This window comes from Methylocaldum sp. MU1018 (assembly GCF_053646775.1).
On sequence record NZ_CM132195.1, the window covers coordinates 2,792,646 to 2,819,193 of the forward strand.

General features: G+C 58.7%; 24 protein-coding genes, 1 other RNA gene and 1 pseudogene. 6 read left to right on the plus strand and 20 right to left on the minus strand.

Going from position 1 to position 26,548, the window contains the following annotated elements:
- The first annotated feature begins 38 nt into the window (after nucleotides 1-38).
- From ACWJKU_RS12840 to ACWJKU_RS12855, 4 genes and pseudogenes are all read left to right on the plus strand, one after another.
- A pseudogene (locus tag ACWJKU_RS12840) lies at nucleotides 39-1,199 on the plus strand (IS3 family transposase).
- A gap of 297 nt (nucleotides 1,200-1,496) precedes the next feature.
- On the plus strand, nucleotides 1,497-2,384 hold the full coding sequence (locus tag ACWJKU_RS12845; protein WP_454142694.1) for a DMT family transporter: 888 nt from the start codon (nucleotides 1,497-1,499) through the stop codon (nucleotides 2,382-2,384).
- Nucleotides 2,385-2,476: 92 nt separating this feature from the next.
- Nucleotides 2,477-3,157 (plus strand): HAD family hydrolase, encoded by a 681-nt coding sequence (locus ACWJKU_RS12850; protein ID WP_454142695.1) that lies wholly within the window; start codon nucleotides 2,477-2,479, stop codon nucleotides 3,155-3,157.
- 274 nt (nucleotides 3,158-3,431) lie between these two features.
- Nucleotides 3,432-3,656, plus strand: a complete 225-nt coding sequence (locus ACWJKU_RS12855; RefSeq protein WP_454142696.1) for an IS110 family transposase — start codon at nucleotides 3,432-3,434, stop codon at nucleotides 3,654-3,656.
- A gap of 91 nt (nucleotides 3,657-3,747) precedes the next feature.
- On the opposite strand, the gene ACWJKU_RS12860 is transcribed toward ACWJKU_RS12855, so the two are convergent.
- The 9 genes from ACWJKU_RS12860 to sbcB all read right to left on the minus strand — a co-directional run bounded on the left by ACWJKU_RS12860 (nucleotide 3,748) and on the right by sbcB (nucleotide 12,679).
- Complete coding sequence (locus ACWJKU_RS12860) at nucleotides 3,748-4,179, minus strand: PIN domain-containing protein (protein ID WP_454142697.1); 432 nt, start codon at nucleotides 4,177-4,179, stop codon at nucleotides 3,748-3,750.
- On the minus strand, nucleotides 4,176-4,433 hold the full coding sequence (locus tag ACWJKU_RS12865) for a FitA-like ribbon-helix-helix domain-containing protein (RefSeq protein WP_454142698.1): 258 nt from the start codon (nucleotides 4,431-4,433) through the stop codon (nucleotides 4,176-4,178). Before ACWJKU_RS12865 ends, ACWJKU_RS12860 begins: the two co-directional genes overlap by 4 nt.
- 401 nt (nucleotides 4,434-4,834) lie before the next feature.
- Nucleotides 4,835-5,938, minus strand: a complete 1,104-nt coding sequence (gene surE / locus ACWJKU_RS12870) for a 5'/3'-nucleotidase SurE (protein WP_454142699.1) — start codon at nucleotides 5,936-5,938, stop codon at nucleotides 4,835-4,837.
- A gap of 71 nt (nucleotides 5,939-6,009) precedes the next feature.
- Entirely contained in the window at nucleotides 6,010-7,530 is a 1,521-nt protein-coding gene (locus ACWJKU_RS12875; RefSeq protein WP_454142700.1) for a hypothetical protein, read from the minus strand.
- 286 nt (nucleotides 7,531-7,816) lie between these two features.
- Nucleotides 7,817-8,494 (minus strand): reprolysin-like metallopeptidase, encoded by a 678-nt coding sequence (locus ACWJKU_RS12880; protein WP_454142701.1) that lies wholly within the window; start codon nucleotides 8,492-8,494, stop codon nucleotides 7,817-7,819.
- Entirely contained in the window at nucleotides 8,406-9,434 is a 1,029-nt protein-coding gene (locus ACWJKU_RS12885; RefSeq protein ID WP_454142702.1) for a hypothetical protein, read from the minus strand. The genes ACWJKU_RS12880 and ACWJKU_RS12885 overlap by 89 nt, the downstream gene beginning before the upstream one ends.
- 210 nt (nucleotides 9,435-9,644) lie before the next feature.
- Entirely contained in the window at nucleotides 9,645-10,643 is a 999-nt protein-coding gene (locus ACWJKU_RS12890) for a YVTN family beta-propeller repeat protein (RefSeq protein ID WP_454142703.1), read from the minus strand.
- Between the two features lie 4 nt (nucleotides 10,644-10,647).
- Nucleotides 10,648-11,181 carry an SRPBCC family protein gene (locus tag ACWJKU_RS12895; protein ID WP_454142704.1) on the minus strand — a complete coding sequence of 178 codons (534 nt, stop codon included), beginning with the start codon at nucleotides 11,179-11,181 and terminating at the stop codon, nucleotides 10,648-10,650.
- A gap of 58 nt (nucleotides 11,182-11,239) precedes the next feature.
- A complete protein-coding gene (gene sbcB, locus ACWJKU_RS12900) occupies nucleotides 11,240-12,679 on the minus strand; it encodes an exodeoxyribonuclease I (protein ID WP_454142705.1) in 1,440 nt (479 codons plus the stop codon).
- 124 nt (nucleotides 12,680-12,803) lie between these two features.
- Between sbcB and ACWJKU_RS12905 the strand changes: the two genes are divergently transcribed.
- A complete protein-coding gene (locus tag ACWJKU_RS12905) occupies nucleotides 12,804-13,115 on the plus strand; it encodes a hypothetical protein (protein ID WP_454142706.1) in 312 nt (103 codons plus the stop codon).
- A 37-nt stretch (nucleotides 13,116-13,152) separates the two neighbouring features.
- Here the strand turns inward: ACWJKU_RS12905 and nqrF are convergent, their stop codons facing one another.
- The 6 genes from nqrF to ACWJKU_RS12935 are packed head-to-tail and all read right to left on the minus strand — an operon-like array spanning nucleotide 13,153 to nucleotide 19,152.
- Nucleotides 13,153-14,373 carry an NADH:ubiquinone reductase (Na(+)-transporting) subunit F gene (nqrF, locus tag ACWJKU_RS12910; protein WP_454142707.1) on the minus strand — a complete coding sequence of 407 codons (1,221 nt, stop codon included), beginning with the start codon at nucleotides 14,371-14,373 and terminating at the stop codon, nucleotides 13,153-13,155.
- An 18-nt stretch (nucleotides 14,374-14,391) separates the two neighbouring features.
- A complete protein-coding gene (gene nqrE, locus ACWJKU_RS12915; RefSeq protein WP_454142708.1) occupies nucleotides 14,392-15,000 on the minus strand; it encodes an NADH:ubiquinone reductase (Na(+)-transporting) subunit E in 609 nt (202 codons plus the stop codon).
- The gene (locus ACWJKU_RS12920) at nucleotides 15,000-15,665 is read right to left on the minus strand and encodes an NADH:ubiquinone reductase (Na(+)-transporting) subunit D (protein WP_454142710.1); all 666 of its coding nucleotides are present in this window, start codon (nucleotides 15,663-15,665) and stop codon (nucleotides 15,000-15,002) included. The genes nqrE and ACWJKU_RS12920 overlap by 1 nt, the downstream gene beginning before the upstream one ends.
- A 4-nt stretch (nucleotides 15,666-15,669) precedes the next feature.
- A complete protein-coding gene (locus ACWJKU_RS12925) occupies nucleotides 15,670-16,596 on the minus strand; it encodes a Na(+)-translocating NADH-quinone reductase subunit C (RefSeq protein WP_454142712.1) in 927 nt (308 codons plus the stop codon).
- Nucleotides 16,589-17,794, minus strand: a complete 1,206-nt coding sequence (locus ACWJKU_RS12930; protein ID WP_454142714.1) for an NADH:ubiquinone reductase (Na(+)-transporting) subunit B — start codon at nucleotides 17,792-17,794, stop codon at nucleotides 16,589-16,591. Before ACWJKU_RS12930 ends, ACWJKU_RS12925 begins: the two co-directional genes overlap by 8 nt.
- Nucleotides 17,794-19,152, minus strand: coding sequence for a Na(+)-translocating NADH-quinone reductase subunit A (locus tag ACWJKU_RS12935; protein ID WP_454142716.1), 1,359 nt, complete (start codon nucleotides 19,150-19,152; stop codon nucleotides 17,794-17,796). Before ACWJKU_RS12935 ends, ACWJKU_RS12930 begins: the two co-directional genes overlap by 1 nt.
- Nucleotides 19,153-19,759: 607 nt before the next feature.
- Between ACWJKU_RS12935 and rnpB the strand changes: the two genes are divergently transcribed.
- Nucleotides 19,760-20,129, plus strand: an RNA gene (gene rnpB, locus ACWJKU_RS12940) — RNase P RNA component class A.
- Nucleotides 20,130-20,202: 73 nt separating this feature from the next.
- On the opposite strand, the gene ACWJKU_RS12945 is transcribed toward rnpB, so the two are convergent.
- From ACWJKU_RS12945 to ACWJKU_RS12965, 5 genes are all read right to left on the minus strand, one after another.
- Nucleotides 20,203-22,539 (minus strand): VWA domain-containing protein, encoded by a 2,337-nt coding sequence (locus tag ACWJKU_RS12945; RefSeq protein ID WP_454142718.1) that lies wholly within the window; start codon nucleotides 22,537-22,539, stop codon nucleotides 20,203-20,205.
- Between the two features lie 45 nt (nucleotides 22,540-22,584).
- Nucleotides 22,585-23,385 carry a CbbQ/NirQ/NorQ domain-containing protein gene (locus ACWJKU_RS12950; RefSeq protein WP_454142720.1) on the minus strand — a complete coding sequence of 267 codons (801 nt, stop codon included), beginning with the start codon at nucleotides 23,383-23,385 and terminating at the stop codon, nucleotides 22,585-22,587.
- Nucleotides 23,386-23,407: 22 nt separating this feature from the next.
- Nucleotides 23,408-24,301 (minus strand): alpha/beta fold hydrolase, encoded by an 894-nt coding sequence (locus ACWJKU_RS12955; RefSeq protein ID WP_454142722.1) that lies wholly within the window; start codon nucleotides 24,299-24,301, stop codon nucleotides 23,408-23,410.
- Between the two features lie 93 nt (nucleotides 24,302-24,394).
- The gene (locus tag ACWJKU_RS12960) at nucleotides 24,395-24,754 is read right to left on the minus strand and encodes a ribulose bisphosphate carboxylase small subunit (protein WP_454142724.1); all 360 of its coding nucleotides are present in this window, start codon (nucleotides 24,752-24,754) and stop codon (nucleotides 24,395-24,397) included.
- Nucleotides 24,755-24,875: 121 nt separating this feature from the next.
- Complete coding sequence (locus ACWJKU_RS12965; RefSeq protein ID WP_454142726.1) at nucleotides 24,876-26,297, minus strand: form I ribulose bisphosphate carboxylase large subunit; 1,422 nt, start codon at nucleotides 26,295-26,297, stop codon at nucleotides 24,876-24,878.
- Between the last annotated feature and the right edge of the window lie 251 nt (nucleotides 26,298-26,548).

The window sequence follows — 26,548 nt, forward strand, 5'->3', positions numbered from 1 at the left end:
CTACGGTGACAGTTTAAACTGAGCACTGGAAGTAACGGATGTACAAGATTCCGAAGAAGAATTACACGATCGAATTCAAGCAGGAAGCGGTTCGGCAAGTCGAAGCGGAAGGCAAGAGCCCGGCGCAGGTAGCGCGCGATCTTGGCATTGCCGAGCAAACGCTGGCGAACTGGCGCAAGGCCGCCAAGGCGGGCAAGCTCGGGACAGGCAACAGCAAACCCGTGACACCGGAACAGATGGAGCTGTCGCGACTCAAGACGGAAAATGCCCGCCTGAAAATGGAACTGGAAATCGTAAAAAAAGCGGCGGCATACTTCGCGAAGGAATCGCTGTGAGGTATGCCTGGATCGACAGCCAACGCGATTCCCATCCCTTGCAAGCGCTGTGCGAGATGCTGGGCGTATCGACCAGCGGCTATTTCGATTGGAAGAAATGCAGCGGACCGACGCACTGGCTCTCGGATGAGCAATTGCTGGCGCTCATCCGCTCAGTGCATGCGGGAATGCCGGCAAGCGCACGGTTCGCCGCGGATTACCGAGGAATTGAAATCCCGAGGCATTCCGGTGAGCCTGGATCGGGTCAAGCGCTTGATGCGGGAGAACGGCATCCGTGCCAAACACAAGCGGCGCTACAAGGCGACGACCGACAGCAAGCATGCATTGCCGGTCGCGCCGAACCGGCTGGACCGGCAATTCGAGACGAGTCCGCCGAATCAAGTCTGGACAGCGGACATCACGTACATTCCGACGCGCGAAGGCTGGCTGTATCTGGCCGTGGTGATGGACTTGTACACGCGCCTGATCGTCGGCGGGTCGATGGATAGCCGAATGACGCGGGAACTTGTGATGAATGCATGGCGCATGGCGCGTTTCCGCCGCAAGCCGGCGCCTGGAGTCTTGCATCATTCGGATCGCGGCAGTCACGATTACCAGGCGCTGCTGGCCGAATACGGCATGGTGGCGAGCATGAGCCGGAAAGGCAATTGCTGGGACAATGCGCCAATGGAAAGCTTCTTCAACAGATTGAAGAGCGAACGCGTCTTCCATGAGGGTTACACGACACGGGAGGATGCGAAGCGCGATGTGTTCGAGTATATCGAGGTGTTTTACAACCGGAGACGCCGTCACTCCGCCTTAGGCTACCGCAGTCCGGCGGAGCATTACGCTGCCTGGATCACGAAGCAAAGGTTGGCGGCATGAGAGCGCCTCGGTATCCGGAAAACATAGTCAAGCTCAGCCGCAAACTTTCGCCATGTCATGCTCTTTGGCTGCTTCAGGTAAATCGAATTGAGGAATTACTGTGCTCCTAAAAAAACCGTCCTTGTCATTATCAAAGTTATATGTTTTAACTTCCCAAAGGATAGATCCGTTGAATGCATCGAATTTCTTTGATTTAGGAAAACCAGGTGCGGATAAACAGAGTCATGAGAGGGTCAGATCTTGTGATCACGCGTGATTGCAAGACCTGACCCCGTTGATATGTGCGTTGATGTGTGTATGCGCCACCCAGTAGTTGTTGCTGCCACTTGGATGGTTGGCGCCTTACTCTCATTTTCCACAATGGCCGTTGCGGTACGCGAACTTTCCGCGAACTTTGGCACGTTCCAACTTCTTGCCATCCGCAGCCTCATCGGCTTGGCTGTTATCTCGGCCATACTCACTAGAGTCGGTTGGACGCAGGTTTCGTTTCGGAACGTTAGACTACATCTCGGGCGGAACTTCGTTCACTTTTGTGGGCAGTTCGGTTGGTTCTATGCCATTGCGTTTATTCCGCTGGCGGCGGTGTTTGCCATTGAGTTCACCGTGCCGCTCTGGACGGTGGTATTCGCGGCACTACTGCTGAGTGAGCGTATCTCCCCGAGTCGGGGGCTGGCGGTTGTTCTAGGCATCGCCGGTGTTTTGGTTATCCTTCGTCCCGGCTGGTCGGTCGTTCATCCGGCGGCGCTTGTAATGCTGGCCGGTGCCTTTGCGTATGGACTGTCTCATACGCTGACCAAGAAGCTGGCGGGGCGAGATACACCGCTGTGCATCCTCTTTTACATGATGTTGATTCAGTTGCCTCTAGGTTTGGTGCCAGCGGTGTTTACTTGGGTTACCCCTGCAGCAGCACATTGGCCTTGGCTCATCGTGGTCGGCATTACCGGTCTCAGTGCGCACTACTGCATGGTGCGGGCGCTTTCCCTGGCGGATGCCTCGGTAGTGGTGCCCTTAGATTTCCTGCGCTTACCACTCATAGCGCTGGTTGGCTACGCGCTTTACGGTGAGCAGGTAGATGAGTATCTGGTCTTGGGCGCAGGCTTGATACTGGCAGGTAACTTTATCAACCTGAACCGGGAGCGGAAGAAAATTGAGTGCATGCAGCCTCTTCCACAGCCACGCACATGATTTTGCTCTAACAACCGCTTCGAGTCCGACGGCTTACCCTTCCGCTGCGCTCCAGGGCAAGCCGCGGCTCAAGCGGAACGTTGGGCATCCAAATGAAATTCTCTGCAATCATTTTCGATTTCAACGGTGTTCTTCTTTGGGATGCGCCTCTTCATGAAGAGGCGTGGCAAGCTGCCGCGCTGGAACTAAGAGGTTCCAAATTTTCAGAAGAAGAGTTCTTGGTTCACGTACATGGCCGATCCAATTCACATATCCTGAGCCATCTGCTCGGACGCTCAGTTCATGGGCAAGAGCTACTAGATTTAATCCAATTTAAAGAGTCGATGTACCGCCGTTTGTGCCTTGAAAATCCAAAGACGTTTACTCTGTCCCCTGGAGCAAGAGCCCTTCTGAATTTTCTCGTTAAGCGAGGAACTCCGATCACAATTGCCACCGCATCGGAGATTACAAATCTAAATTTCTTCATTAAGTATCTTGGTCTTGACGAATGGTTCGACGTTGATTTGATTGTTTACGATGACGGCTTTCTTCCGGGTAAGCCCGCGCCAGACATGTATGCGCTTGCTGCAAAGAAGGTGGGACAACATCCGGAGAAATGTATCGTTATCGAAGATGCAGTGTCTGGCTTCAAATCAGCGCACGCAGCTGGCATTGGTCACATCATTGGACTTGGCCCCACAACTGAGCATCCTCGGCTTAAAGCTATTGCCGAGGTATCAACGGTCATTGATAGCTTGGAGCAATTTCCTCGCGGACTGCTGCATGAAGCTTAGGCCAATGAACAGTATCTGTGTAATCTTTGATTTGGTCGACGGGGTCACAATCGACGGGGTCAGGTCTTGCAATCACGCGTGATTATAAGACCTCGTACCTTGATCCCGTTGCTGATTAAATCGGATCTGCAACGCGGCCGGGAGACATCGCCGAGACTTTAGGCCCTGAACCTGTGGGTCAGATAGGCGCCCCGGCCGGCTTTGTTCTAACACGCTGGACGGTATCTTAGGCCACCTTCGGTGAGCCTGCATGACGAGGTAAGCGAGAGCAAAGATGAACAAGAAGGCGCTCGGCATCGACATCTCCAAGAAGAAGTTCGACGTTGCACTCCTCCGCGACGGCAAGCTAAAGCACAAGCCATTCAGTAACGATCAAGCCGGCCATGAGGCCCTCCTCGCCTGGCTTGATGACCATGGTGCCATCGATGTCCATGCTTGCACGGCGGCGACAGGTATCTATGGAGAGCCTGCCGCCGAGTTTCTGTACGAGCCCGTATAGGGCGGAATAGCGTACTCGCGTATTCCGCCGCATGGGAATCTCCATTCGGTGCATTACGCTAAACCTAATGCGCCGGACACGAGCTAACCCGCTACGATCCTTCTGGTTGCCAGGGATCGATCAACCTAATTTCCGTTATGTCCTGGAAGTCTTTCAGGTTTCTGGTTGCCAATACCAAACTGTGATTCACAGCAATTGCCGCGATTTGCGCGTCTTCAACCGTAATTGGGCGACCGATGCGGGTACGATGTGCCACAAGTGTCGCGTAATGTTCGGCGGCGCGTTCGTCAAAAGGGAGGACGGCTCCTGCAAAGTCTTCGGTAAACATTGCATGTGCCGCATTTGCCAGCGCATCCCGGCGTCTGCCTTTGGGCAGCAAGGCTATGCCCAATTCGATTTCGGCTTGGGTGATGGCGCTGGTAAAGATGTCGCCCCGTGATTGCCTGTCCAGCCAGCCGAGAACGTGCGCATCGGGCTGCGCTTTCATCAACTCCGAGATTACGTTGGTGTCCAGTAGGATCATGGATCGCCTTTGTCCTTAAAGTCCGGCGGCGGGCGGATATATGTCCGTTCCGGCAACGGCAGATCAACCCCGCCAATCGCGGCAAACCGACTATGGATGCGGAGTCCCAGGCCGGTTTCGGCGGACGAAGCTTGCACCGCCTGTTTGAGGATTTGCCGCACTTCCTCTTCCATCGAGTGGCCATGGATGGCCGCGCGCAAACGCAAGCCTGCCTTGATGGATTCATCGAGATTGCGAATGGTGAGACTAGCCATGTTGGGCTCCGTGTATGCAATGCATGCATCGCTATCATAGCGATCGGAGACTGTCGGCGTCAAATAGTCAGGTCGGGCGAGTATCACCCGCCAAACGATCGGGATATCAGTGGGGCGCATCGAAAAACCGCGCACTTCGACCCGCTCGGTGCGAACGGTTCCGTTCGTGCCGAGCCGGTCGAAGCCTGAACGGGGTAGGTTTTTCGATGCGCCCAGTGGTGACGGCGTGGTCCTAACGATGGAACCTGGACTACAGCCAATCGGCGGCACGAAAAACTACCCGTGCTTTACCGTATTGGTATGGTTGTCATCGAAATGCCGAATGAAAATGAAAGGGGCCAGCTCTCACATTCCAACATCAAAGAACTGCCCCGTTCCCCACAAGGAACAGAAATCTCCACCTATCGCCTCCGACCAAAACCACTCTTAATATCAATCTTGAGAGGAAAGGAACTCGGCACCTCAGCCGTATAGTCGGGCGTGATCGGCACGATGGTGATGTACCCTCGCCCATACCACGTGGTGTCGGCGCCGGGAATCTCGGGTGTCTTGTCCGGGACAATTTTCGTGATCCCGCCCCGGAGCGTGGTTCCGACCGGTACGTCGGCGCAGGGCTCATGACAGCCGATGTTGACGGTGACCGTTGGGGCGCCGAAGCTCACCGTCAGATCGTCCGCAAAGGTGACCGTGCGACCCTGCCGGGTGACGACGACGCCGGCAGGCTCGGATAGCGGCGGGTAGTTGATGTTGAGACCTATCCCCTGCGGCAGCAGGCCCTTTTCGGCGTTCAGGGCGCCGGCCTTGCGTTCGAGGTGGGCAATGACGGCAACGAGAAAGTCCGCCACCTGCGCGAAATGAGCCTCGTTCGAGGCCCTGCAATCCGGTGTGGACTCGCCGCACACCGGATCGGTGCTGATCGCGATGGCGGGGACGATGCCGTTGAGCATGGGGGATAGCGCGGCAATGGCGGCACCGACCGTACCCGAAAACTGGGTGGCGGCGCCGATATTGGCGCCCACGTTGATCCCGGACACCAGCAGGTCGGGCAATCGGCCGGTGCGTTGCCGCGCGATATCGATGGCAACGAGCGCGCTGGTCGCGGGTTCGGCGCCTTCCGTCCCGTCGCCGATCGCGACGGAATACTCGAGCGCGCCCTCGTCGTCACGTCGCTTGGTGATCCGGAGGTCCGTCAGGTTGATCGCCGCACTGCTGCCGCTTTGCTCATTGAGCGGGCCGGCGAGGATCACGGTGTGACCGGCGGCCGCCAGCGCCCGCTTGGCGGCTTGAATCCCGATGGCATCCCAGCCGTCGTCGTCGCTGAGGGCGATGGTGAGTGCCCGGACGCCGGGCGAGGAGACGAGCAACAGGGCGGCGAGTACCGCGGCGACGAGGCCTCGGTGCTTGAGGAAGCTCTGAACAAGTGGATTCCGTTCGCAGTTCGACAAGCCTGTCCTGAGCCTGTCGAAGGACTTCATCAGAGCTTCCTTGAGGTCGTTGGGACGCATGGTTTACCTCGGTGTATGGGCGTCTTGCAGCCACGCTTGCGTTCGTGGACGCTCTCAGCGGCACACGTGACTCAGCGGCTCGACGGCCGTGCCTTGCCATCGAAGATGATGACCAATGGCGTCAGCGTCTGCCTGGAATCGGCGCCGCGGGCCGTACCCGGAACGACGTAGTTCCGCTCGATGAACGCCACTGTCTCGCCTTTCGGAATCATCTCCTCCGTAATTTCAAAGCAGTGGGCGAGTCCCGTACAGTCGCGCGCGAAGTACTGGACGTAAAACCGGTCGGCATGGTCGACCGTTCCAGAAAACGCCGACGCGCTCCCCGCGAGATCTTCGTCGAAGACGTTCCCGATGCCCTGGAGAACCGACGAGCGATTGAGCGCGATGCTTGAGTAAGTGGCGTTGCCGGTAGCCGTTTTGAGAGTCCCCACGACGGCCAACACCTGGCCCGAATCGATGCTGGAGCGCTGGCTGAGCCGCCAGTCTTCGCCCTGATTATCGCCGATGCAGTTCATAGGCCGTTCCAGGCAGTGCTGCCCGACGAGATCCACGGTCAGTTCCAGGGCCTGGAACGGCTGCTCGGGAGCGGAAGTCTGCCCCCAATATTGCTTGACCGCCTCGATCAGAGCCGCGAAGTCGCTTTGGAGCCCCAACTCGGAACGGGCGGTCCGCTCATCGTAAGCGGGTTTGGGATAGGGCTCGGTCGGACGCGCCGTGTTCATGTCCCTCACTCGCAGCACGGCCAGGGGAAGCTGCCGGCGCCACTCATCACCCGCCGCCTCGTCATCGGGATGGGTATAGCGTATGAAGATCGACAGGTCATCCGCCTCGGGCCCGAGCCCAACCCGGAAAACCTCCTTGGATACGGGCGCGATAAATACCTGATTGCGATTCGGGACGCCCGCCCGCAGGAGCGCCCCGGTCACTGCGCGCTCCATCACCGCGTCCGGCGTGATGATGAAGAAACGCTGCTGATCGAAGGCGGCTCCAGACTGCCGCTCGATGACGACGTTGTTGATGCTGTTGCCGAAGGTCGCGTTTACCTGCGAGCGGGCAAGGTTCGGCGAAGGGGCGAAGAGCAATTCCTTCAGGAAGGGGTCCGTGACCGACTGGAAGACTATATTCGCGGGGTCGATAAGCTCTTCGCGCGAGAAGACGTAGGTGTGCATGCCGAAGTATTTCCCGGGCGGCGGAAGCTGCGCCAGCACGACGATGGCCTCCCGCTCATCGAGGCGGAAGATGACCTGAGTATCCTCCGGCATCGGCCCGAACAGATCCTTTATATGCTCGTCCACGAATTCGTCCGGCCAGAGCGGAACGGAGGGGTTGATATAAGGCGCCGCGGGGTTGTTCCCGAAACAGTTTCCAATGATAGCGATCGCGAACCGGCAATCCTCGATGGTGAACAAGTCCCAGAAGCCGCGCGTGACTTCGTAGCCTTTCGCCTCGAGGTCGGCTTGAAGATTCCGGACCTTCCGCTCCAGCGACTCGGGGAGCTGATTGTCGTTGCTCGAACCGTTGTTCCAGCCGTTCGCTGCTGACGCAAATGCGATCATCGCAGCGGACGCTAGGCAAAGCGTTTGGGTTCTCATAGGTCCTCCTGACCGACCGTCGTGTCCTGAATGAAACGGATGCAGCGTGCCGCCCTCGCACTACTGACATGGATCAGAGTATTTTCATGCCGCCATAATGTGCTTGATTGCTTTGTTCCGCTTTTGTTCCGCTGGCGTCGACCTGACAAACGGAAGAATGGGAGGATTAATTCTTTGCCTCGCAAGCTCAAGAACCGACACCCGTTAGCCGGTTTGGAAAACGATCGCTCATTGCGGCCGCGGGCTAGAGCCCGCTCCCGCGACCGCACATCCTTTCCGGAAACGCTTAGCGAACCGCCGGTTTGAAGCCCGCTACGAGCGCGCGCGCAGAGTTGAGCGATAACGCATTATCCGCCGCGGCAGGACCGGCGGCGTCCAGCCCGCATGGGCCGCCCTTGCACAGCGAGATCTCGGGATTGGAGAAAAGACCCAAGCGGGGATGGGTGTAGCTCATGATCGTTCCGAAGGATCCCGGGGCGCTATATCCATGGGAATAGGGAAAGGCGCCTCCGATGCTGGCGTGCGCCCGATCGTGCGCGCTTCCCATGGTGTGAGCCAGTTCATGCGCCAGTGCGTAATCCGAGCAGTAATACGAACCGCTTCGGCCGTCGTTGACGACGGAAAACGCGCGGTTCGGAGAAAGCGGGCTCCCGCCGGCCCCGTTCAGCCAAGCGCTGCCGCAGCCCTTGTGGGCGGTGTGATCGAACGGTCGGATCAGTGCGACCAGATCGGCCCCGAATTCCTGCCGCAAGGTGCGGACGTTCCGAAGAGCGCCTTGGCCGAACGTCAGATCGCGCAAGGCCGTCCCGTTGTCGCCGGCTTCGGGATAATCGACCTTTAAGGCTTTCACCAGCCGCAAGGCGATCGCGACCCGGCTATCGACGAAGGCTTGATTCGCCAGCGCGATCAACTGATTGATGCGGGTGATCGCCTTGCCCGAGGCGACGCCTGGGGTGTAGAGCACCAGCAGATCGACGGTCGTCGGCGTCGAGGCATCGATGGGAGAGTTTGCCGCAGGAGAGATTCTGTCGGTCTTTGGGCCTGTTGGCCTCGACCGCCGTCCCGACCGTTCGCGAGGGGACCAGTGCCCGACCGTGTTGCGGCGAATGACTCAAACCTGCGGCCTGGATATCGACCAACCACTGCTGCCGGCCTCTGCCCGGCTCGATCTGATAGAGCCCTTCGGGCGTCGAGACCTGTCCCACGGGACCATCATCCCCGAAGGTCATCACCGCACGAAAAGCTCGACCGTCGCCCTTGAGATAGCCGACCCAGGTGACATCGCCGTTTTCATGGGTGTAGCGGTTATCGTGAACAAAGGCACGCTGTCCGCCGGGCAGATTCAACGGCAACTCCTCGCCTAATTTGATCGCCATCAGCCGCGCCCGATCGAGACGGATGGGCCGAATCGCGTTCCTGGGCAGTCGGGCCAGGTTGGATGGAAGGAGGTTCTGGGTCGAATTTTTCACCACGCCTTCGGTGAAGAGGCTCGGACCGGGCGCGGGCGGATCCGTTCCGTCGCCGTTGAGTCCGGTGATGACGATCCGCTCGATCGCCCCGGCCCGGCTGAATTGGTCGACGTGGTTGAATCCGTGTAGCGCGGCGCGAACGATCGACGCCCAATCGCTTGCGTCGGCCTTTGCCGTCACCGGCTGATCTTTCAAGCTTTCCGGCCGATCGAACACAATCCCGCCGATCTGCGACAATTCGGCCAGGAGCGTATCCAGCCTGTAATGGCGCGCTGCGAGATGGAATCCATCCGCATCGACAGTCAGCGCGCCGGATGTTACAGCCGAGGTTTTGGCCGGCTCCCGGGCGGCTTCAAGAGCCTCGCCCGATGCCGTGACGAATGGAATGACGCTCATCCCTACAGCCAACATGACCGACGTGAGCCGCGATGTCATGGTTCCCTCCGAACGATTGAACTCACCCGAGATGATCGGTCGATGCTATAAATTCATGGAAGTGCCGGTCAACAGGGGCACCCTTCCCGTCTTTCGGGAAATATGGCTCTCTTTTCGCCGATTTCAAGGATCTACCGGAAAAACCCCGGCGTCGCCAATCCGGCGCCATCCGCGGCTGAAACACCTATTCCGCGCCGGCTTCGCGTGAGGCTACTGCGGATTCGCGCCAACGGCCTGGGCCACGAATTCGCCGAAGGCCCGGCTGCCGTCGCCGGTAGGAATGGTCTTTTCCAGTTGCAAGGTTTCCGCATCGATGACGGAAACGGAGTTGCTGAACCAATTGGCGACGTAGATACGCTTGCCGTCGGGATGAGCGGATATGCCTTCGGGGTATTCGCCCACCGGAATGGTGGCGGTGACTTCGCCGCGGTCGGCCGCGATGACCGATACCGTGTTGTCGTACTGGTTCGTCACGAACAGGCGGGTGCCGCCGGCGCCGGAAGCCACCGCATAGGGCCTGTCGCCGACCGGGATGGTCTTCAGCAGCGTCATCGCCTCGGCGTCGATCACGGAGACGTCGTTGCTTTCCACGTTGGCGACATAAAGGCGGTTGGCTTTCGGGTCCAACGTAATGCCGAAGGGATGCTTGCCGACCGCGACCGTTTTCTTGACCTCCAGTTCGGCGGCGTCGATCAGCGAAACCGAATCGTCGTCCCGATTCGAGACGTAAATGTTGGCGCCGTCCGGGCTCACGGCGACGCCGGAAGGAGAATGCCCTACCGGAATTCGCTTCAACACTTTCAGGCTATCGAGATCGACTACGGACAGGTAGTGTCCGTACCAATCGGCCACATAGGCCCGCGTTCCGGCCGGGTCGACCGCGATGCCCAAAGGCCCTTCGCCTACCGGCATGGTGGCGATCACGCTTTGGGTGCGGCCGTCCAGAACCGTAACGTCTTTGCTGCCGGGATTGGTCACACAAATCCTGGCACCGTTTCGGCTGACGGCGACCCCCGCCGGCTCCGATCCGACCTTCACGGCCTTGACGACGGTTCCGGCGGCCGTGTCGATCACCGATACGCTGTTGTCTTTCTGGTTGGTGACATAAGCATAGGGTTCGGCGAAAACGTCGCCGGCCGCGGAAAGCAGGAGTGCGGCGGCGCACGCCGCCGTTTTCGCCCGGTTTACCGAATCGTAAACGCCAAACATGTCGTTATTTCTTCTCGACGACAGCTTTCAGGTTCGCCAACCCTGCCTTGTAAAGTTCGGTCACCGCTTTGAGGGCGGCTTCGTCGCTCTGCTCCGGCGGCGGATTGTTGTTCATGAAGCTGCGATAAAAGGCGCCGTTCCATTCCACCTTGGAACCTCCGGCCGGATTCGGTTCGACTTTGATGGTCGACGAGTAGTTGGCGACCGGCAGATCCTTGGGATCGACTTCGGTGATCTTGTATTGCATGGTCATTTTGGCGGCATCGTAGCTCTTGAGTTCTTCCTTGATCACGCCGCCGCTTTTCAGCTTGAGTTCCCGGGTCGCGCCTTTCTCGGTGCCGCCTTGTGCCGTCGTGCTTTCAACCGTCGACAACCAGTTCTGTAGATTCGCCCAATCGCCGACAACCGCCCAAACCGCATCCGGCGCAGCGTTGATGTCGACGGTTTCGGTAACCTTTTGACGGCTCGGGCCGTGGGCATTCGCAAATCCCGCCCACAGCAACGACAGAACGGCGACAAATGACAAGAGCTTTTTCATTATTTTCTCCTGGGTACAAACGAACAAAGCCGAAAGTATAAGGCAAATCGCCTAGGGGTTAAGAGATAATTTCCCGGGCGTAACTTCGCAAGCCGGCGAGAATTTCCCGCTGCCGGGCGGACAGGTCGGAAGAAGCTTCCAGCGCATCGATTCTGGCCTGATATTCGCTCAGAACGAGGCTTCCGCCGGATCCCCGAACCGTCAACCGTCGGATGCGATAGTCTTCCCAACGGGCGGTTTCTTCCGCCGTCAGGGTTTCGGGAAAGTTTCGAGCGCGGTAGCGGAAAACCAGTTCCGGCAGGCGCGCATCTTCGAATATGGGTTGCTCGCGGCTCAGTTCATCGGGGCTCAAACCGCGCAGCCGTTTCAGAATGGCGCGATCGGCATCGCCGATGAATCCGTCATATAGCATGAGATCGGGATCGTTCGTGCCCGTCTCCACGCCATTGAATGCCATCACTTCCTGAATCTTCTTCGGCAACGTCCATTCCCGCTTGAGCAAATCGAGGTTTCGACCGCAGCGGGCCAGGTCGATTTGCAGTCTTTCCGCATCCTCGTGACGCAGGGCCGATAACGGCGCGATAACGGGACATTTGTTCAGGTGGACCGTTTTCAGCGGGATGCGCTCGACGCCGGGCGGCAGTTGCGCGACCGGGGTGAACAGGCGCTCCCGAAGCGCTTCCGCACTCAAGGCGATGAGAGGTTCGGGATCGACGGAAAGATCGTAAACGACGATCCCGTTCGGATTCCGCGGATGCCTGGCGAGCGCCACCACGACGGCGATGCAGTGCCTATCTGCGGCGTACTTTTCCGATACGTGCAAAACCGGCTGCATCGCACCGAACCGCAGCAACTCGAAGGACTCCCGCTTGCCGCGATTAGAAAAAACGAAGTTGAAGAGCTTGGGCTGACGCTCCCGGACCAGACGCGCTACGGCGATGGTCGCCCAAACATCGGACAGGGCATCGTGCGCATTCTCATGCTGAATGCCGTTGGCGACCGTCAGTGTGTCCAATCGAAGGCTCGGCCTACCGGTATCGTCGGTGGGCCATTCGATGCCTTCGGGCCGGAGCGCCCGGGTCAAGCGCAACATGTCGATGACGTCCCAGCGGGAGTTACCGTTGCGCCACTCCCTTTCGTAGGGATCGAAGAGATTGCGGTAAAGACAGTTTCGGGTGACTTCGTCGTCGAACCGAATATTGTTATAGCCGGCCACGCACGTTCCCGGCACCGAGAACCGGTCGTGAATCGCCGCGATGAACGCCGCCTCGGCGACACCCCGCTCCGCCGCCGTTTGCGGCATTATGCCGGTAATCAGACAGGCTTCGGGAACCGGCAAGACATCGCGCGCGGGCTTGCAGAACAGCGTTATGGGATCGCCGATGGGATTCAGTTCCAGATCGGTCCGGATTCCGCCGAATTGCGCGGGACGGTCACGCCTGGGATCGGTTCCGAAAGTTTCGTAATCGTACCAATATAAAGACGAACAAGAGGACATGTGCCGAAAATACCCGAGGTTTACGCATCAGACCGAGGAAGCTAAACCTCTAGAGTATTCGTCATTCGGCAGGAATCGATTACGGGAAAAGGCCCTTTATGCTCTCGATCAAGAGTTCTCGGCCATGGCTTCCAGTTTTCGCCGCTTCTCGCATTTTTGTGCGCAAATGCATTCGCCGTTGTTCACGCCGCCGCAGGTGCCTTTGATGGCCCCTCGGCCGAACATGACGCCTATCGCCATAAAAAAGATAACGGCCGCTATTACCGCAAAAGTAATCAGAAACAGTGTCATGATTCGCCTCGCCTCAATCAATTTCGACGACTTCAAGGCAAGCCGCCCGATCGCCGCCTGCGTGCGGCAACCGAAAACGGCGCACCCTAAGATTGCTGCCGACTTTACTACATTTTCGAAAAAAGAAAAGCGGGAGGCGTCGTAAACGCCTCCCGCTTTTCCGACCGAACGAATCGGCCCGATTAGCCGCCGAAATCGTCCAGCATGATGTTTTCCCTTTCCACGCCGATGTCTTCCAGCATTTTGATCACGGCGGTGTTCATCATGGGCGGACCGCAAAGGTAGTATTCGCAGTCTTCCGGCGCCGGATGGTTCTTCAGGTAATTTTCGTACAGGACATTATGGATGAATCCGACGTAGCCGGTCCAATTGTCTTCCGGTTTCGGCTCGGAAAGACCGATGAACCACTTGAAGTTCGGATTTTCTTCCTGAAGCTTGTTGAACTCGTCCACGTAGAACATTTCCCGCAAGCTTCGCGCGCCGTACCAGAAGGTCATCTTGCGCTTGGTCTTCAAGCGGCGAAGCTGGTCGAAGATGTGCGAGCGCATCGGCGCCATACCGGCGCCGCCGCCGATGAAGACCATTTCGTTGTCGGTATCGCGGGCGAAGAATTCGCCGAACGGCCCCGAAATCGTCACCTTGTCGCCCGGCTTCAGATTGAAGATGTAGGACGACATGACGCCCGGCGGAATGCCGTCGGCTCCCGGCGGCGGCGTGGCGATACGGACGTTGAGCATGATGATGTCGCTCTCTTCCGGATAATTCGCCATGGAGTAGGCGCGAATGGCCGGTTCCTTGACTACGGATTCGTACCGCCAAAGGTTGTACTTGTCCCATTCGTCGCGGAAGCGCTCTTCAACGGCGAAATCCGAGAACTTCGAATGATAGGGCGGACATTCGATCTGGATGTAGCCGCCGGCGCGGAAATTGACGTGTTCGCCTTTCGGCAGCTCCAGCACCAACTCCTTAATAAAGGTCGCGACGTTATGGTTCGAGCGAACCGTGGTCACCCACTTCTTGACGCCGAAGACTTCGTCATGCACATGAATCTTCATGTTCTGCTTGACGGTGACCTGGCAGGCCAGGCGGTCGCCTTCCGCCGCTTCGCGCTTGGTGATGTGGGAAAGCTCGGTCGGCAGAATGTCGCCGCCGCCCTCGTGCACTTTTACCCGGCACTGGGCGCAAGTGCCGCCGCCGCCGCAGGCCGACGATACGAACAGGTTGTTGTCGGCCAGCGCGGTCAGCAGCTTGGCGCCGATGGGAACGTGAATGGTCTTCTCGTCGTTGATCAGGATATCGACGTTACCGGATGCCACGAGCTTCGACTTGGCCCCGAGAATCACGAAGACCAGGGCGATGACGATCAGGGTAAAAAACAATACGCCTAGGATGATTTCCAACATTGTCTTATGCCCCGCCCCTTACAGTTGAATGCCTGAAAACGCCATGAATCCGAGCGCCATCAAGCCTGCCGTGATGAAAGTGATGCCCAGTCCACGCAGACCCGGAGGCACGTCGCTGTATTTCAGCTTTTCGCGAACGCCCGCCATGGCGGTGATGGCCAAGGCCCAGCCGAACCCGCTACCGATGCCGTAGACCACGCTCTCGTTGAAGTTGTAATCGCGCTCGATCATGAACAGACTGCCCGCAAGGATGGCGCAGTTCACCGTAATGAGCGGCAGGAAGATACCCAGAGCGTTGTAAAGTGCCGGGAAAAAGCGATCCAGCACCATTTCCAGGATCTGCACGATCGCCGCGATGACGCCGATGCAGGCCATCAGGGCGATAAAGCTCAGATCGACGTTTTCGAGGCCGGCCCAGGACAGCGCGCCCTCTTTCAGCAGGTAGGAATAGATCAGGTTATTGGCCGGAACCGTGAGCGTCTGCACGATGACCACGGCGATGCCGAGGCCCACGGCGGTTTCGATCTTCTTCGAGACGGCAATGAACGTACACATCCCCAGGAAGAAGGACAGCGCCATGTTCTCGATGAAAACCGACTTGATGAACAGATTGATATAGGCTTCCATCAGTGTGCCTCCCCGTGAGCCGGCATGATGGCGAAGTCGGCTTTTTCAACCTGTTGCGGCTTCCAGGTGCGTATCGCCCAGATCAGCAAACCGATCAGGAAGAAGGCGCTCGGCGGCAGCAGCAGCAAGCCGTTCGGCACGTACCAGCCGCCATCCTTCAGAAGCGGCAGCACGTCGATGCCGAGCAGTTTTCCGGATCCGAACAATTCGCGGACGATGGCGACGGAAATCAGAATCAGGCTGTAACCCAGGCCGTTGCCTATGCCGTCCAGAAAGCTTTCCCACGGCGGGTTTTTCATCGCGTAGGCTTCCGCGCGCCCCATGACGATGCAGTTGGTGATGATCAAACCCACGAATACCGACAACTGCTTGCTGATCTCGTAGGCGAATGCCTTGAGCAACTGATCGACCACGATGACCAGCGAGGCGATGATCACCATCTGGGCGATGATGCGGATGCTGCTCGGAACGTGATTTCGGATAAATGCGATACCGGCGCTCGAGCAGGCAGTGACCGAGGTCAATGCCAGGCTCATGATCAACGCCGTCGATAGCTGAGAGGTGACCGCCAGAGCGGAACAGATCCCCAGCACCTGCAAGGTGATGGGGTTGTTATCGACCAGCGGTTCGACAAGAACTTTCTTATGTTCTGCATTTAGGTTCATCGCTTTAGCCCTTTTGAGATCTAAGCTTTGCCAGATAGATTCCGAAGCCTTCCTTGCTCATCCAATAGTTCACCAGATTGCTGACGCCCCGGCTCGTGAGCGTGGCTCCCGCAAGCGCGTCCACCTGGTATTCCGAACCCGGCTTGGACGGATCGACCGTGCCCTTTACCAGACCCAGGGCCACTTCGCCGATCTCGATCTGCTGTCCTTTCTCGGTCAAAGTGCTCTCGTACAGTTCCTTGCCGGTGAAGTTATAGACTTTCTTGCCTTTCCAGAGCGCCTTCCATTTTGGATTCACCACTTCGCCGCCCAGGCCGGGCGTTTCGGCCTGATCGTAAAGATTCAGGCCGATCACCGTTTGGGCGTCGGCTTCCAAGGCCATGAAACCGTACATGGTCGACCACAGTCCGTAACCGCTGACCGGCAGGATCACCGACTTCAACTGGCCGCCTTCCTTGACCAGATAAACCTTGGCGTACTTCGGCTTGCGCTTGATGTTGGCGGTGTCCTTCTCCGGCGGGATGGCTTCGCTCATCGCCGGATCCTTGGCCGCCTTGCGCTGGTCGAAGGTTTTCGGATCGATCGAATCGACGTAATCGCCTGTCGCCAAGTCGACGATTTTCGGTTCGATGCCCTTGAAGGCCTCGTCGATATTGGTTGTTTCGTCCAACAGGCCCGCCACTTCGAGAATATTGACCTTCTCGTCCTTGGATTTATTGCTCTCCTGCAACGGCTTGAGCGCAACGGCCGAACCCGACACCAAGACGGCCCCGACCAGGCACAATGCAAAAGCCACGGCAAGCGTCTTCTGGAAGCTGTCGTTGGGCAGTACCAGAATCTTTTGTGCGTACTGGTTCGCTTTTTCTATACATCTGGCGATTTTATCGGACACCTGCGTTCCCGCTGTATTGGGATTTGCTGAATCAGGCATGACGTCTAACCCTTTTGGTGATATTCGCTTTAATTACGGCGTAGTCGATCAGCGGCGCGAAGATGTTGGCGAACAGGATGGCCAACATGATGCCTTCCGGGAAAGCCGGGTTTATGACGCGGATCACGATCGTCATGAAGCCTATCAGCGCACCGAAAAGCCATCGGCCGACATTGGTATGGGCCGCGCTGACCGGATCGGTGGCCATATATACCGTGCCGAATGCGAAGCCGCCCATAGTCAAGTGCCAGTACCAGGGCACCGCGAACATGGCATTGGAATCACTGCCGACGACGTTCAGCAGAGTGGAGGTCGCGATCATGCCGACCAGGACGCCGGCCATGATCCGCCACGAGGCGATCCGCGTGTAAATCAGGAACGCGGCGCCCAACATGCAGGCCAAGGTCGAGGTTTCGCCCAAGGATCCTTGTTCGAAACCGAAAAAGGTTTGCCACCAGGAGATACCGCCCGCCTTGATCGCGTCGAGCCCTCCCATCGCCCCCAAGCCCAGGGCGGTGGCGCCGCTGAACCCGTCCACGGCGGTCCATACCGCATCGCCCGACATCGATGCCGGGTAGGCGAAGTAGAGGAAGGCGCGTCCGGTGAGCGCCGGATTCAGGAAGTTCTTTCCGGTGCCGCCGAAAATTTCCTTGCCGATCACGACGCCGAACGAAATACCGATCGCCACCTGCCACAAAGGCGTATTGGGCGGCAGGGTCAGCGCGAACAGGATGGAGGATACGAAGAACCCTTCGTTCACATCGTGTTTGCGGACGACGGAGAACAAAACCTCCCAGATACCGCCGGCGACTATCGTCACGATGTAGATGGGGAAGAAATACAGCGCGCCGTGGATCAGGACGGAAATCGGATTACTCGGGTTGTAGCCGAAAATGTCCATGATCGCCCCACGCCAGCCCGGCGCCGAGGCGATACCCATACTTTCCATGGCGGAGTTGGCCTGGTAGCCGGTGTTGAGCAGGGCCATCAGCAAACACGGCAGGGCCGCGATCCAGACATAGGTCATGACCCGTTTCAAATCGACCGCATCGCGAACGTGAACCGAGCCGCTCGTCACATCGGGAGGGCTGTAGAGAAAGGTATCGACCATTTCATAGATCGGATAAAGCTTCTCCAATCGGCCGCCATGCGCGAAGTACGGATGTATCTTGTCTAAGAATTGCCTAGTACGAGACATTAGCCTTCCTTCTCAATTTGGGTAAGATTCTTGCGAAGCACCGGGCCGAAGTCGTGCTTGCCCGGATCGACAAAGGTGCAAAGCGCCAGGTCTTCTTCGTCCAGTTCCAGACACCCCAAGGCTTGCGCCGTATCGGTATCGCCCACGATCAAGGAACGCAGCAACTGCGTCGGCAGAATATCCAGGGGTACTACATCTTCGTAAACGCCGACAGGCACGATGGCTCTCGCGCTGCCGTATTTGGCGCTGGTGAAAGCGAACTTGCGGCCCCGCTCTTTGGGCAGGCTCGATAAGAGCACGTTCAGGAAGGAGTACTTGCCATGATCCGGCACTATCCAGCCCATGAATTCTCTTTGCCGGCCTTCCTCGATGACGCTGACCTGGTTGTGATAACGCCCGAGGTAATCCGACCAATCGTCGGCCTTCTGGCCGTTCAGCACGGACCCGGAAATCACCCGCGCTTCCTTGTCGGCAACGGTTTCGTTCCGTACCAAGTCGTCCAGATTGGCGCCCAACCGGGTACGAATCAGGCGGGGACGATTGACCATAGGCCCGGCGAGAGAAACGACCCGCTCCACATTCAACCGGCCGGTGGTGAACAAGCTGCCGATCGCCATCACGGACTGATAATCGAGATGCCAGACCGTCTTCGTAGCGCTGACCGGATCGAGGTAGTGGATATGAGTGCCTACGAGACCGGCAGGATGCGGCCCGTCGAATTCGGCTATCTCGATCTTGTTGCTGTCACCGGACGGCAACGAATGGTTCGGGGCCGTACAGAGATAAATCTTCCCTTCGGTCAACTTGGAAATGACCGTCAATCCGTTTTTAAAATCTTGTACCCGGTCCTGGATGATGACATCGGGCCGCGCAGCCAACGGATTGGTATCGATCGCCGTCACAAAAATCGAATGCGGCGCCGTATCCGGATCGGGAACCTTGCTGTAGGGGCGAGTGCGGAGAGAGGTCCACAAGCCGGAAGCCAGCAGGTTCTCTTTGACCTGTTCGGCCGTCAGGTCGGCGAGACGGGATGGGTCATACGATTGAAACTGAACGCTGTCGTTGCCGTCCAATTCGATGACGACGGATTGAAGCACGCGCCTGGCGCCGCGATTGATCGCCTTGACCACGCCGCAGCCGGGCGAGGTGAACAAAACCTTAGGATACTGTTTGTCCGAAAACAGCACGTCGCCGAGCTTGACCCGGTCACCCTCCGCAACATGCATGGAGGGTTTCAACCCAACATAATCCAAGCCCAGTAACGCTACTGATTTAACAACGTTACCGTCGTCGTGTATCGCTTGCTCGGGCTCCCCAGTGATCGGCAGATTCAAGCCTTTCTTTGTTTTGATTAGCATATATACGCCTGTGGATCGCACAAATTAACGGCCAAACCACTCCTCTCGCATTCCTGCAATAGGTTCAAAGAAGATGGCAGAAGGAGTGCTGAGATGTTTTCGGCTTAAGGTCGCCGAGGGAGTGCTACGGTTTTTATCAAAAACGTCGCGCCCTCGGAGCGAGGCCGCGCGCAGCGAGAGGTGCTCGGCGTTTCCCTAAGTCTTAGGTAAACCGTCAGGTATTAGAACACAAATACCCTTGTGGCTCAACGCACGGAGTTCTTGAGCCGCAAGGAATTGCGGCCCTCGAGATTCTAATTCTGGTTACGGGACTGTTTCAAAAATCGGTATAAAAAGACGGGCCTTGGCAAGGCCTCGGCCCGTGACAACATCCCAGAGGATTAAGAGGTCTTAAACGCAATGTCGCTAACCCGGAGAATGCTATAACCTGGTTGGTCGACCCAAGAGGAGTGGAGGTAAATCAACTCGGTGCGTTCTCACGCGATGAAAATACTAGCCTCGACGGGGCCGTACGATTTTGACCTAAATCAATAAACACGCTTTTTCTGCTGCGACGTACCGATTATGTTACTGGCCGCCCGGCCGATCTCTTAATACAATAGCTTCGGGAGTCGGCCAGACAGTCGCTGCCCGCGTCGTAGACACGGGGAGAGGAAAGTCCGGGCTCCAAAGGGCAAGGCGCCAGGTAACGCCTGGGAGGCGCAAGCCTACGGAAAGTGCCACAGAAAATATACCGCCGCGCGCCTCCGGGAACGCGGTAAGGGTGAAATGGTGCGGTAAGAGCGCACCGCGCTTCCGGTAACGGAAGTGGCAGGGCAAACCCCGCCTGGAGCAAGACCAAATAGGGGGGCATTGGGGACAACCCCAGACGTGCGGCCCGCACGGCTCCCGGGTAGGTCGCTCGAGGCACGCGGCGACGCGCGCCCTAGATGAATGACTGTCCACGACTGAACCCGGCTTATCGGCCGACTCCCCATGATTCCTCGGCGCCGTTTCGCGCCATATTCCCGAGCGCCGAGATTCGGGACCGGCGCACCTTCATCGATCCGTCTATCCGGTCAAGCCGACGAACAGCGAAGGCAAACGCTCCGGCAATCGCTGCACGTGGTCCACGACGGTGTAGCGGTTGGGTCCGAAAATTCCGGACACATACTCGTCCGCCTCGGGATCGAGCGTGAGGCAATAGCTCACGACTCCGACGGTCGAGAGTTCTTCCACCGCTTTCTTGGTATCGAAGCGAAGGTACTGCGGATCGCGCTCGTCGATATCCGCCGGTTCACCGTCGGATACCAGGAGCAGGAGCTTCTTCTGTTGCGGCTGACGCAGCAGAAACTTTCCGGCATGGCGCAGCGCCGCTCCCATCCGGGTCGAAAGCCCGCCCTGCATGCCCGCCAGCCTCGCCTTCGCCTGATCGTCGAAAGCCTGATCGAAATCCTTGAAGCGGTAATACTGCACGTCGTGCCGTCCGTCCGACGCGAATCCGTGGATGGCGAAGGGATCGCCGACGCCCTCTATGGCCCAGGCCAGCAAGGCGGTCGCCTCGCGCGCGAGCTGAATCACGGCGCGATCCGATCCGGGCAAGGTCTCGTTGGTCGATTCCGATAAGTCGAGCAGTACCAGCACGGCCAAATCCCGCGCCTTGCGGATGTAGCGAATATTGATGCGGGAGTCCGGCGCCTCACCCATGCGAATGTCGACCAAGGCGCGAACGGCGGCGTCGAGATCGATTTCGTCGCCATCTTCTTGCCGTCGCCGGCGGATCAATCCTTGCGGCCGCAGGGCATCGATGACGCGCTTGAGACGGCCGGCAACAGGCTTGTACTCGACCAGGATTCGATCGACCAGATCCCGCCCCCCCCGCCGTTGCCGCTTTTCCAGAACCGTCGCCCAATTGGGGCGGTGCAGTTGCATCCGGTAATCCCATTCGGGGTAGTGATAAGGCTCGCTGACCGGCTCCTTGCCCTCCAGTTCGTTGATGGTGCAGCCTTCCTGATCCAGGTAGAACGGCGTTTCCAGGGTCCAGACTTCCTGGGCGTCGTCGCCCGCCAGTTCGCAATCCACCTCGTTCACCATTTCCATCAACGAGACTTTCTTGCGCACTTGGCGCTCACCGGGCGGCGCGTATTCGGCCTGATCCCAGAGCCGTTCGGCGAACGCCCAAATGAAGCGGTTATCGTCGCGATACGGAATACGGATGCCTTCCAGAACTCGCAGCGGCGGGATGGCCATGCGGTCCTTGATCTTGTTGTACAGCGTCACGCCCAGATCCCAACTGATCTGGCCGTCGTGAGGGCGCGCCGCAAATGCCTCCCGGAACGCCGCCACGGTCTCCCGAATCAGCACATCGCCGGGTTCGAATGTCCGATCGAGCAGCGCATGGGCCAATTTTTCCAGAAACGACAACGCGGGATCGCGGCTCTCCCCTCCTTCGGGGGCCGCTTCGTGCAGCGGAAGCCAAAGCTGCTGAAGCCCCGGAAACTGCCGGATGGCCAGGTGCTCGACTCGCGCGTCTTCCATCAACCCGATCATGAACATCTGCACCGGGTTCAGCGCTTCCGCGGAAATCGCCTTTCGGGTGTAGACCAAATGTGCGGCGGCATGAGCGCAGGCGGCCCGGTATAGTTCCTTGCCCGAAATGCCGCCGTAATCGTCGAACGCATCCGGCAGGTAGATAACCGGAAACTCGATGAAAGGCTTGAGTCCTTCGCGCGTTTCGTAATCGCCGGCGGTCGGGCGCAGGTAAAAATCGCGGCCCCACAGTGCGCGCAGATAGAAGTTCAGCTTGCGCTGGGTGTCGACGAACAGGGTGCCGCGGCGTTCTTTCTGGAGCACTGCAAGGCTGTCCGCGGTTTCCAGGCTGAAATATCTGGCCAGGTTTTCGAAATCGCGCCCGTGCGCCTGCGCCCCCCATAGCGCCCAGCGGCGCAGCCCGCCCAGCGTCAACTTGTCGAACAGCGGGTCCAGCCGCTGGAGCATCGGACGCAATCCGCGCGGCGCCTTCGCCGAAAGCTGATGGATCAGGACCAGATATTGCCTCAGCAAATCGGCGTCGCCGAGCCGGTTGGCCGCGGTGGGCAGGCTGTCGAACAGCGCGGCGATCACGCCTCCGCTGACCATCGAGGCCAGCTTCATCACCGCAGTCACCACATCGGGAATGATTTCGTCCCCCACCGCCTTGGTCACGAGAGGCATTTCCTGAATGTAGGACACGACCAGTTCGGGTCCGCGCCCGAGCTCCGAAAGTGCGCGGGCGCCCTCGATATAATGGCGCAAGCCGCCCGGCGACATGACCCGAGCCGCTTCGTGGAAGCTGGCCTCTAGGGTGTCCTTGATGTGCGGCTCGACCCGTTCCAGATACTCGCGGTAGTCTTCGAGGTTGATGCTCATGGCTCGCCTCTTTTTGTCTTAATCCGCGTCCGGCTCGGACCTTACTCAGAAAAAGGTCGCGACCGCCGCGTCCAGGGTATCCCGCATGTCCGGATCGTCGGTCAGGGGACGCACCAGAGTCATCTGGCACGCCGCTCTCGGTTCGACGCCCTTGGCGATCAGTTGCCCCGCATATACCAGGAGCCTCGTCGAAATGCCCTCGTCCAGACCGTGCCCCTTGAGATTGCGGGCGCGATGGGCGATCTGCACCAGTTTCTCGGCGACTTTGGCGTCGACGCCGGTTTCGTGGGCAATCACCTCGGTTTCCAATTCGGTCTTCGGGTAATTGAAATCCAGGGCGCCAAAGCGTTGCTTGGTCGATTGCTTTAAATCCTTCAAAAGATTTTGGTAGCCCGGATTGTAGGAAATCACCAGATGGAAATCGGGGTGTACATGCACCAGTTCGCCCTTTTTATCGAGCGGCAGCGTGCGACGGTGATCGGTCAGCGGATGAACGACCACGGTCGTGTCCTGGCGCGCTTCGACGACTTCGTCCAGATAGCAGATTGCACCGATCCGGGCTGCCGTGGTCAACGGGCCGTCCTGCCAGCGCGTGCCGGTGGCGTCGAGCAGAAAACGCCCGACCAGATCGGAAGCCGTCATGTCCTCGTTGCAGACGACGGTAATCAACGGCCGTTTCAGCTTCCAGGCCATGAACTCGACGAAGCGGGTCTTGCCGCACCCGGTCGGGCCTTTCAGCATGACCGGCATGCCCGCGGCGTAGGCGGCCTCGAACAGATCGATCTCGTTGGCGACCGGCCGGTAATAAGGCTGTTCTTCGATCAAATATTGTTCTGAAATGGTCATCGCTCAATCCTCTCGACGGATTTCAACGTTTCGCCGACTCGATCAGAGTCTCGATGATTTCGCCCGCATGCTCTATCGGCAGCGAAAAGTGGCCCTCGCCCGGAAACGTGTAAACTTTCGCCTGCGGGAATTTTCGGGCGAGCGCCAGCGTGTGGGATAACGGCACGGTCGCGTCCGCCTCGCCGTGCCAGAAGGTGACCGGCATCCGCACCCGCGCCAGGTCGAATCCCCAGTCGCGGGCATACAAGATCATGTCCCGCAAGGCCCCCTGCACTCCCGGGCGCAAGGCTTCCCGCACCGAAGCGGACAAGGCCGTTCTGATTCCTGGACGCGCCAAGACCGACCGGTCGGAAACCGGGCTGCCTACGGCCAGAAGAGACAGTGCCGCTTCCGGTTTCCGGCTGATCAAGCGGCCGAGAATCTCGCCGTAGATCAAACGCAGCAGCCAGGGTGACTTGCGGGCTGCGCCGAATCCGAAACGCGCCGGCCAGCGCATCGCCCGCATCGCTTCCGTACCGTGCAAGCGTCCGAGACCACAAACGATCCCGACCGTCCGCACCCGGTCCGGCAACTGCGCGGCCAACGCCAGCCCGTAAGGCCCGCCGCCGGATATGGCCAGCACCGAAAACCGTTCGATGGCGAGTCGGCCCGCCAGTTGGGCGACATCATCCGCCCAGTCCCCGATGGTCCGCCCCGATTTGCAATCCGACAGGCCGTATCCGGGTCGATCCGGGGCGATGATGCGCACCCGCTGATGTTCGGCCGCCTGCGAGATGAGAACGCTCTCCAGCCGGGAAGCCGGAAACCCGTGGCAGTAAACGATCGGCATCCCGGCCGGATCGCCGATTTCGGCAAAACCGAGCCGGCGCCCGTCTTTGAGCGTGACGGTCTGATTAAGCCGTTCGCTGGCCCTCATGTTCTTTCACTCGCTGGCGAAATCGTCGTTTCGACAAAAAAGCCCCGGCCTGCATTCACAGAGCGGGGCTTTCGAGCCTGACCCGGGACGGGATCAGACTTTGATCGGCCCCCGGTAAATCACCATGGAAGCGCCTTGCGACTGCTTGTAATTGTCGTAGCCGACCAGCCGCACATGATTGTTCGGATGCGCCTTATGGCAAGCCTCGGCTTCGGCCAGAATCCGGTCCACGTCGGTTTCGCCGAACATCGGCAGTTTCCACATATACCAGTAGTGATCGAAGGCGTTTTCCGGCTCGGTGTGCTCGATCGCCGGGTTCCAGCCCTTGCTGACGATATACTCCACCTGTTTCCGAATGTGGGCGGCGTCCATCGGCGGCAAATAGGAAAAAGTCTCGAATTTGCGGCTCGAAACATCGGTCAGGCTGGATTTGTAATCTTGCATTTCGCTCATGGTTGTTCCAATCCTCGTTCAATTGTCGCTTGCACTCCCCCTACGGAGAGGGGGAATGCCTTGAAGCGATATCTAACTCGTCAACGGTATCGTTTCACCCACATCCGACTGTTCAGGGTGATTACTTGTGCGCCACATCGAGTTTGTCGACGGTGTCGAACTCGAACTTGATTTCTTTCCAGGTTTCCAGCGCCGCCTTGAGTTCGGGGCTGCTCTTCGCCGCGGACGTCAGAATCTCCTTGCCTTCCTTTTCGAGCTGACGTCCCTGATTGCGGGCTTCGACGCAGGCCTCTAGAGCGACGCGGTTGGCGGCGGCGCCCGCTGCGTTACCCCAGGGATGACCCAAAGTGCCGCCGCCGAATTGCAGCACGGCGTCGTCGCCGAAGATGGAGACCAGAGCCGGCATGTGCCAGACGTGGATGCCGCCCGATGCGACCGCGAAAACGCCCGGCATGGAGCCCCAGTCCTGATCGAAGAAGATGCCGCGGCTGCGGTCCTCCTTGATGTAGCGTTCGCGGAGCAGGTCGATCCAGCCCAGGGTGGAGGCGCGGTCGCCTTCCAGCTTGCCGACCACGGTGCCGGTGTGCAGGTGATCGCCGCCCGACAATCTCAGAATCTTGGTCAGCACGCGGAAATGGATGCCGTGGTTCGGATTGCGGTCGATCACGGCGTGCATCGCGCGGTGGATATGCAGGAGAACGCCGTTGTCGCGGCACCAGTTGGCGAGGCCCGTATTGGCGCAGAAGCCTCCGGTGATGTAGTCGTGCATGATGATGGGCGCGCCGATTTCCTTGGCGTACTCCGCGCGCTTGTACATTTCTTCCGGGGTCGGCGCGGTCACGTTCAGGTAGTGGCCCTTGCGCTCGCCGGTTTCGCGTTCCGCCTTATGGATGGCTTCCATGACGAAGTCGAAACGCTGCTTCCAGCGCATGAACGGCTGGCTGTTCACGTTCTCGTCGTCCTTGGTGAAATCCAGACCGCCGCGCAGGCACTCGTACACGGCGCGACCGTAGTTTTTCGCGGACAGCCCCAGCTTGGGCTTGATGGTGCAGCCCAGGAGCGGACGGCCGTACTTGTTCATGATGTCGCGCTCGACCTGGATACCGTGGGGCGGGCCGCCGCAGGTCATCACATAAGCGATCGGGAAACGCACGTCTTCCAGGCGCAGCCCGCGAACCGCCTTGAAACCGAACACGTTGCCGACCAGAGAGGTGAAAACATTCACCACCGACCCTTCTTCGAACAGATCGATGGGATAGGCGATGAAGGCGTAGAACTGCTCGTCGCTGCCCGGAACGTCTTCGATCCGGTAGGCGCGGCCTTTGTAATAGTCGAGATCGGTCAAAAGATCGGTCCACACCGTGGTCCAGGTGCCGGTGGACGATTCGGCCGCGACCGCCGCCGCCGCTTCCTCGCGCGGCACTCCCGGCTGGGGCGTGATTTTGAAGACGGCCAAGAGATCGGTATCCGCCGGGGTGTAATCCGGCATCCAGTATGTCTCGCGGTATTCTTTCACGCCCGCGTTATAGGTTTTTACAGCCATACTTTCCTCCTACCACGTATGTGGATTGTTCTCAGAAATGGTTTTAGGGTCCTTCTTGGACCACAATTCGTGTCGCCTTTCACGGCGAGAAACTATAAGCCGTTCCGTTCATAAACAAAATTAAATTGTTATGATTACTTCGATAAGATTGGCTTATATTGCATTGCCAGTTCTCGGAACCCGGATACGGCGGGCGCTCCGGTTCGAGCGATAGAATAAGCCAACGACTTCCACCGCTCCAACGAGGATTT